The sequence below is a fragment of the Streptomyces sp. SID13726 genome, assembly GCF_010548375.1.
GTDB lineage: Bacteria > Actinomycetota > Actinomycetes > Streptomycetales > Streptomycetaceae > Streptomyces.
In genome coordinates this window covers 56,369-69,232 of sequence record NZ_JAAGLY010000007.1, presented here as the reverse complement: position 1 = coordinate 69,232, position 12,864 = coordinate 56,369, and the positions used below count along the sequence as shown (strand labels likewise).

Genomic DNA, 12,864 nt, shown 5'->3' with positions numbered 1-12,864 from the left:
GTCGATCGGCAGGCGAGCATCGCGTTGTGTCCTCACTCAGGGTGTCCGCGCCCTGGTTCGACGAGACCGGCGGCGAGAGTTCCTGGCTCCCGGGGATTGCTACCCCGGTGACAGTGGCGGGACCGCGCCGGATTCGCACCGGCTTCCTCTTCTGCCGCCGTACATGGCCCCGGAAGTCCACCACGCACCCGTAGGGCAGTCAACTTGCTGTTGACCTGCGGCGGGGGAGTGTGCAGAACCCCACACCGGCGCGGGCGGACGGACGGCCGGGCGGGTACGGAACACGCTGTCCCGTACCCGCCCGGCCGTCGGTCGGTCGATGCCGTCAGGCCACGATCAGATAGATCCCGTACGCCACCGCCGCCGCGCACGCCGCGAAGCAGGCGTAGGCGCCGGTGACCGCGAGAGCGGCCGAGCCGCCCTGGGCCGTGGCCCGCTCCTGGCGGGACAGGCCCATGATGCCGAGGGTGAACAGGGCCACGAGGGCCACGGTGACGACGAGACTGACGCCGAAGACGGAGCCGAGTGCTTCCCAGTCGATCTGCATGGTGGGTTTCCTCTGTAACCGGGGCTCAGACGGCGGCCGGCGGGGCGGCCGGTTCCGTGGTGGCGGGCGGGGCCGGGATGGTGGCCGTGAGGTCCTCGGTCACCTGGCCCGCGGGCGGCGGGGCCACGGCGGCGATCGCCGTGGTCACCACACCGGCCGGCTCCTCGCTCTCGTTGACGTTGGACGCGTCCACGACCTCGCGCCGCGAGATCTTCCAGATCGCCGCGCTGGAGGCGACGAGGAAGAGCGCCACGACCGCCGTGCCCCAGTCGCCGAGGTCGGTGACCGATTCGGCCAGCGCGCCGACCAGGGCCGCCGCCGGGAGCGTCAGGCCCCAGGCGACGAACATCCGGGTGGCCGTGGACCAGCGGACGACCCCGCCCTTGCGGCCGAGGCCCGCGCCCATCACCGCGCCGGACACGGAGTGCGTGGTGGAGAGGGAGAAGCCGAGGTGGGAGGAGGCGAGGATGACGGTGGCCGCGCTGGTCTGGGCGGCGAAGCCCTGCTGCGGCTGGAGGTCGGTCAGGCCCTTGCCCATGGTGCGGATGATCCGCCAGCCGCCGAGGTAGGTGCCCAGCGCGATGGCGAGACCCGCGGAGAGGATGACCCAGGTGGGCGGGTCGGAGTCGGGGGCGACGACACCGCCGGCGACCAGGGCGAGGGTGATGATGCCCATCGTCTTCTGCGCGTCGTTGGTGCCGTGCGCCAGCGAGACCAGCCCGGCCGAGGCGATCTGGCCGGTGCGGTAGCCCTTCGCGGCGGCCTTTCCGTCGGCCTTCTTGCCCAGGGAGTAGGAGAGCCGGGTGGCCAGCATGGCGGCGACGCCCGCGACGATCGGGGCGGCGATCGCCGGGATCAGGACCTTGGTGACCAGCGCGTCACCGTGGACCGCGCCCATACCCGCCGAGGCGATGGTGGCGCCGATCAGACCGCCCATCAGGGCGTGCGAGGAACTGGAGGGCAGGCCCACCAGCCACGTCAGCAGATTCCAGAGGATCGCGCCCACCAGGGCGGCGAAGATGACTTCGGGACGGATGCCGGTCTCGTCGACGAGACCCTTGGAGATCGTGTTGGCGACCTCCACGGAGAGGAAGGCGCCCACAAGGTTCAGCACGGCGGACATGGCCACCGCGACCTTGGGCTTGAGTGCACCGGTCGAGATGGTGGTGGCCATCGCGTTGGCGGTGTCGTGGAAACCGTTCGTGAAATCGAACGCGAGGGCGGTGATCACCACAATCGCGAGGATCAGCGAGAAGTTTTCCATTTACCCAGGCAATCTTTTGAGGTCATCAGCCGGACGACCGTAAGTAACCTGGGTAAACGGAAGATGAACTGAGAGGGTCTACGTGATGTCCATGGTGGGCTAGGTCCCTCTGGCGAACCTCTTCAGCTGACTCGCGGACCCGTTGAAGAGATTCTGATCACCCGGCAGGCTCCCGCCGTTGTCGTACTGCCAGATCGTCCAGTACGACCATCCGCCGGGCAGCGCCCCCGCGTCCGCGGAGTTGTAGCGGGCCACCCAGAGCGCGTGGTCGGCGGCGAAGGCACCGCTGCCGCCCGTGCAGGTGTTCCACCAGTGGGCGGTCGTGTAGATCACCGGACGCCGCCCGGTGAGCCGCTTCACCTCACCGCTGAACGACTTGATCCAGCCGACCATCTTCGCCTTGCTCATGCTGTAGCACTTGTGCTTCTTGTCGTACGGGTTGTACTCGATGTCGAGCGCGGGCGGCAGCGTCCAGCCGTCCGCCGACCAGGCACCGCCGTTGCGCACGAAGTACGCGGCCTGCGCCTTGCCCGACGACTTGTCCGGCAGCGCGAAGTGGTACGCCCCGCGGATGATCCCCGCGTCACGCGCCCCGTTGTACTGCTGCCCGAAGTGCGGATTGCGGTAGTCGGTCGACTCGGTCGCCTTGACGTAGACGAACTCGGCGCCCTTCGCCCTGGCCTTCCGCCAGTCGACGTTCTTCTGATGGGAAGAGACGTCGTGCCCCTTGGGCAGGCTCGCCGCCGAGACCGGCGTCTCGGCGAGCGCGACACCTCCCACGGCGAGCGTGACCATGGACAGGGCCAGGGTGCGGGTTCGGTGACGGGCCATGTGTCCCCCCGGAATGGCGTCGCGCACAACAAAGCCCAGAGATTACTGGAAGATCATCGAATTGCGGGCGATCTCCGGCCAAGCAGCACAAGAGGGGCGCACACCAGCAAACACGCCCTTCCAAAACCCCGGCTTGCGCCATAAAGTGCCCCGCCCCACACCGGCGCGGCACTCCGGCTGACAGGATCAGCGCATGGCTGAGGAACAGCAGGACTCACGGGACGCGTTCGCATCATGGGGCAGAGGCGTACGCCCCGAGGAGGCCGAGGCCTGGTCCGAACTGGTCGACACGGCCCGCCGCACCGTCACCGACGGCCTGGTCGTCGGAACCTCCGGCAACGTCTCGGTCCGAGTCGGCGACACCGTCCTGGTCACCCCCTCCGGCGTCCCCTACGACCGCCTCACCCCGGACGACGTGACCGGCGTCGACCTCGACGGCCGCCAGCTCCTCGGCACCCTGGTCCCGACGAGCGAACTCCCCATGCACCTCGCGATCTACCACCACACCGACGCCCGCGCGGTCGTCCACACCCACGCCGTCCACGCCACGGCCGTCTCCACCCTCGTCCCCGAACTCCCCGCCATCCACTACATGTCCGGCGCCCTCGGCGGAGCGGTCCGAGTAGCCCCCTACGCCACCTACGGCACCCCCGAGTTGGCCGAGAACATGCTCCAAGCCCTCACCGACCGCTCAGCCTGCCTCCTCCAGAACCACGGCACCATCACCCACGGCCACACCCTCTCCCAGGCCTACGACCGCACAGCCCAACTGGAATGGATGTGCCACCTCTGGCTGACAGCCCGCTCACTCCCGAACCTGACCCCACACCTCCTGACGGAGGAACAGGTGGCGGAGGCGGGGGAGCGGTTGCGGGGGTATGGGCAGCGGTGAGCGCCTGAGGGGGTGCCGGGTTCGGTTGTGGGGCGTGTGCGGGTGCGTCGTGGCTGGTCGCGCAGTTCCCCGCGCCCCTGGGGGGTTGCACCTGACGTGCGCCACGATGGGCCGTTGGCCGCGTACGGCGCGCAGGGGACGGGGTGGGGGGTGTCCGCCCGCAGCGGCCGGCGTCCATAACCGAGCACCTCCTACAAGGGACCGAGCCGCCGGACCGAGGACGGATACCCCCCACCCCGGCCCCGACCCCACCACCGGACGCAACGCGCTACAGCAGGCCCCACCGGGGCCGAGCGGGCCGCCGCAGGCCTCAGGGGCGCGGGGAACTGCGCAAAACGCCCGCCCCCACCGCACCCGCACCCACCCACCAAACGCCCCCGCCCACTGGCCCCACCCCACCCCCACCGCGACACTGAACAACGTGCGCAGTCTCAAAGCGACGGCCACAGCCGTCACCGCAACCCTCGCCGCCGCCGCAGCAGCCGCAGCCGCAGCCGGCATCGTCGCCGGCAGAATCGCCAGCAACGCCGCCCTGAAGGCACCCCCCGGCACCCCCTTCCCCGGCGACCCCGACCTCACCGTGCACGCCACCACCCCCGGCCGCATCACCCTCACAAGAGACCTCGCCGCCCTACGCCCCGGCACCTACGGCCTCACCGGCGACGACACCCACGCCCGAGTAGGCCCGGTACTCCCCACGGAACCCCACTCCGCCGACACCGTCGTCCGCCGCCTGGACCACGTCACCGGCACCCTGCACCCCGGCGACAAGGTCCGGCTCACCCCGAACGTCCACGTCGGAGACCCGAGCTCCGCCCTCGGCCTCGACCACACCGACATCGACATCGTGGGCGAACTCGGCCCCCTCCCCGCATGGTTCGTCCCCGGCGTCCGCGACACCTGGGTGATCACGGTCCACGGCCTGGGCGCCACCCGCGAACACGCCCTGAACGTGATGGAGTTCCTGCACCACCACCGCTTCCCGGTCCTCACCCCGACGTACCGAGGCGACGAGGGCGCCCCCCGCTCCCCGGACGGCCTGCACCACTTCGGCGAGACCGAGTGGCGGGACCTGGACGCCGCGATGCGCCACGCGGTCCAGCAGGGCGCCCGCCAACTCGTCCTGCTGGGCTGGTCCACAGGCGCCACCATGGCCCTGCGCGCAACCGCCCGCTCCCCCCTCCGCGACCGGGTCAAGGGACTGGTCCTGGACTCCCCGGTCCTCAGCTGGGAACGCACCCTGCGAGCCCTCGCCGCGGCCCGCCACACCCCCGGCCCCCTCCTCCCCCTCGCGGTCCGAGCGGCCCAGGGCCGCACCGGCCTCCCCAGCGACAACTTCGGCCTGTACGCAGACCGAACACCGCCGTACACCGAAACAACCCCCGACCACCCCACCACCCCCCACCCCACCACCAACCACCCCGCACCGACACCACCGACCCCACCCACACCCCCGCCGTCACCCCACCCCCCACCACCCCCCACCCTGATCTTCCACGGCCCCGACGACCTCGTAGCCCCCTGGACCCTCTCCCGCCACCTCGCCGCGGCCCACCCCGACCGAATCACCCTCCACCCGGTCCACCAGGCCCCCCACGCCGCGATGTGGAACGCCGACCCCCGCGCCTACGAAGAGACACTGCGCCGCTTCCTCACCCCCCTGATGTGACCACCCGGCACCCTGTTCCCCGCCCCGTTCCCCACCTCGCTCCCACCCCGGCCCCGAACCTTCCGTTTAAGCCCGTACTACTGGCCTGATCTCGGCGTATGCCCCTCCGCACGGCCCCGGCACCGGCCATCCCCCGCGCCCGCCGTGACATTCCGTTTGGGTTTTCGGACCGTCAACCGGAAGACTGCACCCGTGACGTCCCGTATCCCGCGCGACTCCAGGCTTCGACTCGTCCGCCCGCGACCCCTGGCCGCCGCCCCCTCAGCTGTGAACCAACGGCGCCCACGCCGCCCCGCACCCCGCCCCCCGGAGGGCACCCCGGCCCCCGCGGAACTGGCCAGAATGGCGCGCTCCGGACTCGCCGACGCGGCCCGTGTCGCGCACTGGGCCGACGACGCCCTGCGCCCCGGCAGGGACGGCACGGGCTCCGACGGCAAGGGCACGCTCTCCGACGAGACCGCCCGGCGCGCCGCCGAGGATCTCGGCCTGAGCGCCGCTCAGATCCGCGCCGACTGGGACACCGCCCGCCTCGCCGGTCTCGTCGAGGTGCACGGCGACAGCGCCCGCCCGGGCTGGCGGCTGCGCGCCTGGGACCGCGACGACAGCGCGGTGCTGCGCGGCTGGGTCGCGCTCTTCGACGCCTGGTCGCTGGCCTCCCCGGAGCCCACCGACCGCGAGCCCGCCGCCGTCGCCGAGGTCGTCTCGGCCATGCCGCAGGTGCTCTCCTTCCTCCAGCTGTCGGCCGGACCGGTCCCCGTCGAGCAGCTCCTGGACCTCCTGGAGCAGCGCGTCACCGAACTGCGCACCGAGCGCTGCGAGATCCCCTACGGCCCCCAGCCGGAGCCCGTGGAGGAGCCCGCGGCGGCGGACGCCCCCCTCGCCCCCCTCCTCGACTGGTCCCTGCACGCCCTCGCCTCCGTCGGTGCCCTGACCTACGGCGACGGCCAGGCCACCCTCACCCCGCTCGGCAGCTGGGCGGTGTGGGTCAAGCTGGAGCAGATCTGCGTCGCCGCGCAGAGCCCGGCCGGCAACATCGAGGTCGCCGCCGACGAGATGCTCCGCGGCTGCGCCCAGCTCCGCCCCAACGCGGCCCGCGCCGAGTACAGAGCCTGGCTCGCCGCCCGCCCCGTCGGCAGCGCCGTCACCGAACTGCTCGGCGCCGCCCGCGGCGACGACGCCCTGCTGCGCGGCCTCGCCTTCGAAGCCCTGCGGGTCGTCGGCGCCCCCGCCGAGCCCGACGTCCGCTCCGTGGCCGACGACTCCACCCTGCGCCCGTACGCCCTGCTGTGGCTGGCCGAGCACGACGGGATCGACCCCGAGGACGCCCACGAGGTCCTCACCCGGGAGGAGGCCACCTGGCTGTGGGTCGACACCGCGGCCGCCGTCGCCGACCACGGCGAGGCCCCGATGCTGGTCCGCCACCTGGAGTCCGCGCTCCAGCCGACCGTCCCCGCGCTCCTCGCCGAGGTCCGGGCCGTCGGCCACCCGCGCACCGTGCAGGTCCTGGTCGCCCTCGCCGCCGCGCACCCCGACCCGGCCCTCGCCAAGGCCGTCCGCCGGGCCGCCTTCCAGGTGCACACCGGAGGGTGAGTCAGGCGGGTATCTCCGGGGCGTAGGTACCGAAGCTCCAGATGTTGCCCTCGGTGTCCCGGGCCATGTAGTCCCGGGAGCCGTAGTCCTGGTCGGTCGGGGGCATCAGGATCTCCGCGCCGTGCTCCACGGCGCGGCGGTGGTGTGCGTCGACGTCGTCCACGACGACGTACACCCCGACCGGGCCCGCGTCCCGCATCAGCTTGTCGTAGGCGCTGCCGGTGCCCTTCGAGCCGAGCATCACCGCGCCGCTGCCCTGCGTCAGCTCGGCGTGTGCCACCAGGCCGTCCTCGCCCTCGTACACCGCGAGCTCGGTGAAGCCGAAGGCCTCGGTCAGTTGCTTGATCGCCGCCTTGGCGTCGGTGTACAGCAGCGTCGGGTAGATACTCGGACGCCCACCGCCTGTCCCCGTCATACCGATCACTCCCTCGTGGCCGAAAAGCCGGAAATCGATCCGTGCACCAGTCTCGCAGCGACCACTGACAACGGCCCGGCCACCGGACCCGCGCACAAAACCCCGGCCTGTCACCGGAACGTGTTGCACCGCCCCATGTCCCCGCTCCGGTACCCCTCCCGGAACCACTGCTGCCGCTGCTCGGCCGACCCGTGCGTCCACGACTCCGGGGTCACCCGGCCCTGGTACCGCGCCTGGATCCGGTCGTCGCCGACGGCCGCCGCCGCGTCCAGGCCCTCGGCGATGTCGGCCTCGGTGAGGCTGGTGATCAGCGGCCGCCCGGTCGACTCGTCCTTGGTGGTGGTCGCGTGACGCGCCCACACCCCGGCGTAGCAGTCCGCCTGGAGCTCCACCTTCACCGCGTTGCTGTCCGCGCCCGTGCGCCCGTCCTGGGACCGGCTCAGCGTGCCCATCAGGTCCTGCACGTGGTGGCCGTACTCGTGCGCCACCACGTACGCCTGCGCGAACGGCCCGCCACTGGCGCCGAACTTGGAGCGCAGTTCGTCGAAGAACCCGAGGTCCAGATAGACCTTCCGGTCGCCCGGGCAGTAGAACGGCCCGACCGCCGAGGTCGCCGAGCCGCACGCGGTGCCGACCCGCTGACTGAAGAAGACCGTCGGCGATCTCGTGTACGAACCGCCGCGCCGCGCGAACTCCTGGTCCCAGAAGTCCTGCACGCTGTTGACCACCGCGACCATTCGGCAGTCGTCGCGGGTGTTCGCGTCCTGGCCGGTCCGGCAGCTCCGCTGCACCTGCGCCAGGCCGGACGCCGTGGCCGCGGGTTGTCCGCCGCCGTCGCTGAGACCGAGCTGGTCCGGCCCGACGCCGAGGAGGAGACCGAGGACCAGCGCGATCAGGCCGGCGAGGCCACCGCCGACGGTCGCCTTGCCGCCGGGAATGCGGCTGCCCCGCACGTCCTGCACCTCGGATGTGTCGAGCCTCGCGTCGTCGTCGAACTGCATGCGGCCATCGTCGCCCGGCACACCGGCCCGGGCGCGGACGCTGACCCGAACGAGGGAGACCAACCGAACACCCGAACCAAGAAAAAGTGCTTGCACGCCCCCGTTAGACTTGGCCCATGGCCATTCTCCTCGCGCATTAGACGGCGGGAACGTCCTCAGCCGCCCATCCCGCCACCAACCCGCCCTGGAGTCTGTCCGTGATCTCCGCCTCCGGTATCGAGCTGCGCGCCGGCGCCCGAGTCCTCATCGAGTCCGCCACCTTCCGAGTCGCCAAGGGCGACCGCATCGGCCTGGTCGGACGCAACGGCGCGGGGAAGACCACGCTGACCAAGTGCCTCGCCGGCGAGGGCATCCCCGCCGCGGGCCAGATCACCCGCTCCGGCGAGGTCGGCTACCTCCCCCAGGACCCCCGCACCGGCGACCTCGACGTGCTCGCCCGCGACCGCATCCTCTCCGCGCGCGGCCTCGACGTCCTGCTGAAGAAGATGCGGGACAACGAACAGCGGATCGCGAACGGCCAGGGCGCCACCCGCGAGAAGGCCCTGCGCCAGTACGAGCGCCAGGAGACGGAGTTCCTCACCAAGGGCGGGTACGCCGCCGAGGCCGACGCCGCCACCATCGCCGCCGCGCTGAACCTCCCCGACCGGGTGCTGGGCCAGCCCCTGCACACCCTCTCCGGCGGTCAGCGCCGCCGTATCGAACTGGCCCGGATCCTCTTCTCCGACGCCGACACCCTGCTCCTCGACGAGCCGACCAACCACCTCGACGCCGACTCGATCGTCTGGCTGCGGGACTACCTCAAGACCTACCGCGGCGGCTTCATCGTGATCTCCCACGACGCCGACCTGGTCGAGACGGTCGTCAACAAGGTGTTCTACCTGGACGCCAACCGCGCCCAGATCGACGTCTACAACATGGGCTGGAAGCTCTACCAGCAGCAGCGCGAGGCCGACGAGAAGCGCAGGAAGCGCGAGCGGCAGAACGCCGAGAAGAAGGCCGCCGCGCTGCACTCGCAGGCCGACAAGATGCGCGCCAAGGCCACCAAGACGGTCGCCGCGCAGAACATGGCCAAGCGCGCCGACAAGCTCCTCTCCGGCCTGGAGGCGGTGCGCAAGCAGGACAAGGTCGCCAAGCTGCGCTTCCCCGAGCCCGCGCCCTGCGGGAAGACCCCGCTGATGGCGGAGGGCCTGTCGAAGTCGTACGGCTCGCTGGAGATCTTCACCGACGTCGACCTGGCCATCGACAAGGGCTCCCGCGTGGTCATCCTGGGCCTCAACGGCGCGGGCAAGACGACCCTGCTGCGTCTGCTGGCCGGCACCGAGCAGCCCGACACCGGTGCGGTCGTGCCCGGTCACGGCCTCAAGCTCGGCTACTACGCCCAGGAGCACGAGACCCTGGACCCCGAGCGCACCGTGCTGGAGAACATGCGCTCGGCGGCCCCCGACCTCGACCTCGTCGAGGTGCGCAAGACGCTCGGCTCGTTCCTGTTCTCCGGCGACGACGTCGACAAGCCGGCCGGGGTCCTCTCCGGCGGCGAGAAGACCCGGCTGGCACTGGCCACCCTGGTCGTCTCCTCGGCCAACGTCCTGCTGCTCGACGAGCCCACCAACAACCTCGACCTGGCCAGCCGCGCGGAGATCCTCGGCGCGCTGAGCACCTACAAGGGCGCGGTGATCCTGGTGACCCACGACGAGGGCGCGGTCGAGGCGCTCCAGCCGGAGCGGATCATCCTGCTGCCGGACGGCATCGAGGACCTGTGGGGCGCCGACTACGCGGATCTCGTCGCCCTGGCCTGAGCGTCAGCGGCGCGTGATCGAAAGCGTGATCCACGGCGTATGGATCATTCGGCCGATCCGTGATCCATCATCTGTGTGAGATCTCCTCGTACCGAAGTGTGTCCTACATCCATTTCGCGGCCGAGCCCTTTATCGACGGGGGCTCGGCCGTCGCGCGTCTCTGACCTGGCACTTCACAAAAGAACCCGTTCGGCGGTACGAACGTGCCCGGATGGAATCACAGATTCCGTATGTGGGGACTCGCTCCTGTCGTCAAAACCATGTCTTACGGACCTTGCCGAATGGGTGGCCATGAACGCCTGGAGGGGTGATCATGAGGAGACCAGAGCGCACTTCCCATGAGGAGGCACGGGTGGCCGAGACTCTGAAGAAGGGCAGCCGGGTAACCGGCGCCGCGCGCGACAAGCTCGCGGCAGACCTGAAGAAGAAGTACGACTCCGGTGCGAGCATTCGGGCACTGGCCGAGGAAACCGGCCGCTCGTATGGCTTCGTACACCGGATGCTCAGCGAATCGGGCGTCACGCTGCGTGGGCGTGGCGGAGCGACGCGGGGCAAGAAGGCCGCATCGTCCTGAACCGGGCGGCCCATCGGCTTCGATGGTGGCCACCCGGTCGGTCGACCGATCGACCGGGTGGTTACTGTGCAGTCACTTAGCTTCGCTCTGCTGACCGCACCCATCGGAGGCGCCCCATGGCTACGTCCAGCCAGGATGGCCAGGAACTAGTTCCCCTGCTCGACAAGGACGGCGTACGGCTCACCGTCGAGGACACCCTCGCCACGGTGACGCTGACCAACCCGGCCAAGCGCAATGCGCAGAGCCCCGCTCTGTGGCGCGCGCTCGGCGAGGCGGGTCGGCTGCTGCCGGGCTCCGTCCGGGTCGTGGTGCTGCGTGGCGAAGGCAAGTCCTTCTCCGCCGGGCTCGACCGGCAGATGTTCACGCCCGAGGGGATCGAGGGCGAGCCGTCGTTCATCGACCTCGCCCGCAGTGGTGACGCCGAACTCGACGCCGCCATCGCCGAGTTCCAGGAGGGCTTCACCTGGTGGCGGCGGAGTGACGTCGTGTCCATCGCCGCCGTACAGGGCCATGCCATCGGAGCGGGCTTCCAGCTGGCCCTCGCCTGTGATCTGCGCGTCGTCGCCGACGACGTGCAGTTCGCCATGCGCGAGACCAGCCTGGGCCTGGTCCCCGACCTCACCGGCACCCACCCCCTGGTGGGCCTCGTCGGCTACGCCCGGGCGCTGGAGATCTGCACCACCGGGCGCTTCGTCACGGCCGAGGAGGCCGTGCGCACCGGCCTCGCCAACATCGCCGTACCCCTCGACCAGCTCGACGGCGCCATAAAGGACCTGACGGACGCACTCCTGTCGGCTCCCCGCGACGCGGTCATCGAGACCAAGGCGCTGCTGCGCGGCGCCCAGGACCGCACCTACGACGAGCAGCGCGGCGCCGAGCGGGCGGCCCAGACCCGACGACTGCGGGACCTGGCCGGTCTCGGCGAGTAGCGAGCAGACCGCAGTCGGACCCCGGCGGCCTACGAGCAGACCGCGGTCAGACCGCAGCGGCCTGGACGGTGGCGGTCACCAGCACCGCCACCGTCGGCCGGTCCGCCAGCGCCTCTCCCACCGAGGCCCGCACCTCCCGGGCCACGTCCAGGGCCCGCCGGTCCGTGCCCACCGCCAGCTCGACGCGGACATGGCGGCGCGGCAGCGAGCCCTCCCCGGTCTCCTGCTCCCCGATGTGCACAGGGCGCCCCAGCAGCCCGGTCAGACCGCGCACGCCGGGCACCGCCAGAGCGGCCTCGGCCGCGAGGGTCTCGTCACCGGGGCCCGCCTCCTGGGGACGCGGCGGTTCGGGACGTCGTACGGGCGAATGTCCGGTGTCCTCGTCCAGCAGCCCGGTCACCCTCAGGTCGACCTCGCCGAGATCGAGGCCCAGCAGGTCCGTGGCCGTTCCGGCGAGCGCCGTCCGCAGCCGTTCCGCCGTCACCGGCAGCGGCTCGGCGGGCGTGGCCTCGAAGTCGGCCGCCAGCCGCAGCGGGCCGGGCGGCAGCGCGCTCGGCGGCGCCGGTACGGCGGACTCCCGCGCGCCGTCCGGATCGGCCAGCCCGATGCGCAGCGCGCCCAGCCGTACGTCCGGCAGCGCGGCCACGGCGGACCGCAGCACCGCCTGAGCCGCCTCCTCCGCGATCCACGCGCCGTCGCGCGGCCCGCCCAGGGGCAGCAGCCTGCCCAGCCCCAGCTGATGCCGCACCGTCCGCGTCCACTGCTCCGCCGTCATTGCTCCAGCCTGCCGCATCTCCGGCGCACGATCGCGCAACCGCACTTACGGTGGACCAAGGACGACGACCGAAAGGGACGTACGGCGATGACCGATATGACGCAGAGCCCCGACGTGGAGACGCCCGCACAGCTCCGCAAGGCCACCAAACGCGGCGGTGGGGACCCGGCGACCCGCGGGCGGACCACCATCGCCGACGGTGTCGTGGAGAAGATCGCCGGACTCGCCGCCCGGGACGTCCTCGGTGTGCACGCCATGGGCAGCGGACTGAGCCGTACTTTCGGGGCCGTGCGCGACCGGGTGCCCGGCGGTTCGAAGTCCGTGACCCGCGGGGTCAAGGCCGAGGTCGGCGAGGTGCAGACCGCGCTCGACCTGGAGATCGTCGTCGACTACGGCGTCTCGATCGCCGACGTGGCCAAGGCCGTCCGGGAGAACGTCGTGGCCGCCGTGGAGCGCATGACCGGCCTTGAGGTCGTCGAGGTCAACATCGCGGTCAGCGACGTGAAGCTGCCCGACGAGGAGGACGAGGAGCCGGAACCCCGCATCCAGTGACCGGGCCGTACCCCGAGGGACCTTGAGGA

General features: G+C 71.4%; 13 protein-coding genes and 1 riboswitch. Of the genes, 7 read left to right on the top strand and 6 right to left on the bottom strand.

What is annotated here, in order from left to right:
* Positions 1 to 53: 53 nt before the first annotated feature.
* Positions 54 to 197: riboswitch (cobalamin riboswitch) on the bottom strand.
* Positions 198 to 325: 128 nt separating this feature from the next.
* From G3I78_RS20040 to G3I78_RS20030, 3 genes are all read right to left on the bottom strand, one after another.
* The gene (locus G3I78_RS20040; protein ID WP_164426452.1) at positions 326 to 547 is read right to left on the bottom strand and encodes a hypothetical protein; all 222 of its coding nucleotides are present in this window, start codon (positions 545 to 547) and stop codon (positions 326 to 328) included.
* A 25-nt stretch (positions 548 to 572) separates the two neighbouring features.
* Positions 573 to 1,811, bottom strand: coding sequence for an inorganic phosphate transporter (locus tag G3I78_RS20035; RefSeq protein WP_164426450.1), 1,239 nt, complete (start codon positions 1,809 to 1,811; stop codon positions 573 to 575).
* 99 nt (positions 1,812 to 1,910) lie between these two features.
* Positions 1,911 to 2,642 carry a lysozyme gene (locus G3I78_RS20030; protein ID WP_164426448.1) on the bottom strand — a complete coding sequence of 244 codons (732 nt, stop codon included), beginning with the start codon at positions 2,640 to 2,642 and terminating at the stop codon, positions 1,911 to 1,913.
* A 193-nt stretch (positions 2,643 to 2,835) separates the two neighbouring features.
* Here G3I78_RS20030 and G3I78_RS20025 point away from each other — a divergent pair, with 193 nt between their 5' ends.
* The 3 genes from G3I78_RS20025 (at position 2,836) to G3I78_RS20015 (ending at position 6,793) form a co-directional block, all read left to right on the top strand.
* Entirely contained in the window at positions 2,836 to 3,534 is a 699-nt protein-coding gene (locus tag G3I78_RS20025; protein ID WP_164426446.1) for a class II aldolase/adducin family protein, read from the top strand.
* Positions 3,535 to 3,955: 421 nt separating this feature from the next.
* Entirely contained in the window at positions 3,956 to 5,203 is a 1,248-nt protein-coding gene (locus G3I78_RS20020; protein ID WP_164426444.1) for an alpha/beta hydrolase, read from the top strand.
* A 192-nt stretch (positions 5,204 to 5,395) separates the two neighbouring features.
* Complete coding sequence (locus G3I78_RS20015; RefSeq protein WP_343243808.1) at positions 5,396 to 6,793, top strand: hypothetical protein; 1,398 nt, start codon at positions 5,396 to 5,398, stop codon at positions 6,791 to 6,793.
* A 1-nt stretch (position 6,794) separates the two neighbouring features.
* Here G3I78_RS20015 and G3I78_RS20010 read toward each other — a convergent pair whose 3' ends face one another.
* Together G3I78_RS20010 and G3I78_RS20005 are read right to left on the bottom strand one after the other, a co-directional pair.
* Positions 6,795 to 7,208, bottom strand: a complete 414-nt coding sequence (locus G3I78_RS20010; protein WP_164426440.1) for a VOC family protein — start codon at positions 7,206 to 7,208, stop codon at positions 6,795 to 6,797.
* 110 nt (positions 7,209 to 7,318) lie between these two features.
* The gene (locus tag G3I78_RS20005) at positions 7,319 to 8,209 is read right to left on the bottom strand and encodes a neutral zinc metallopeptidase (RefSeq protein ID WP_164426438.1); all 891 of its coding nucleotides are present in this window, start codon (positions 8,207 to 8,209) and stop codon (positions 7,319 to 7,321) included.
* Positions 8,210 to 8,406: 197 nt separating this feature from the next.
* Here G3I78_RS20005 and G3I78_RS20000 point away from each other — a divergent pair, with 197 nt between their 5' ends.
* The 3 genes from G3I78_RS20000 (at position 8,407) to G3I78_RS19990 (ending at position 11,508) form a co-directional block, all read left to right on the top strand.
* On the top strand, positions 8,407 to 10,005 hold the full coding sequence (locus G3I78_RS20000; protein ID WP_164426436.1) for an ABC-F family ATP-binding cassette domain-containing protein: 1,599 nt from the start codon (positions 8,407 to 8,409) through the stop codon (positions 10,003 to 10,005).
* 352 nt (positions 10,006 to 10,357) lie between these two features.
* Positions 10,358 to 10,579, top strand: a complete 222-nt coding sequence (locus G3I78_RS19995) for a helix-turn-helix domain-containing protein (RefSeq protein WP_004002281.1) — start codon at positions 10,358 to 10,360, stop codon at positions 10,577 to 10,579.
* A gap of 116 nt (positions 10,580 to 10,695) precedes the next feature.
* On the top strand, positions 10,696 to 11,508 hold the full coding sequence (locus tag G3I78_RS19990) for an enoyl-CoA hydratase/isomerase family protein (RefSeq protein ID WP_164426434.1): 813 nt from the start codon (positions 10,696 to 10,698) through the stop codon (positions 11,506 to 11,508).
* 46 nt (positions 11,509 to 11,554) lie between these two features.
* Here G3I78_RS19990 and G3I78_RS19985 read toward each other — a convergent pair whose 3' ends face one another.
* The gene (locus G3I78_RS19985) at positions 11,555 to 12,283 is read right to left on the bottom strand and encodes a nucleopolyhedrovirus P10 family protein (RefSeq protein WP_164426431.1); all 729 of its coding nucleotides are present in this window, start codon (positions 12,281 to 12,283) and stop codon (positions 11,555 to 11,557) included.
* Positions 12,284 to 12,370: 87 nt separating this feature from the next.
* Here G3I78_RS19985 and G3I78_RS19980 point away from each other — a divergent pair, with 87 nt between their 5' ends.
* Entirely contained in the window at positions 12,371 to 12,835 is a 465-nt protein-coding gene (locus G3I78_RS19980) for an Asp23/Gls24 family envelope stress response protein (protein WP_164426429.1), read from the top strand.
* Positions 12,836 to 12,864: the final 29 nt, after the last annotated feature.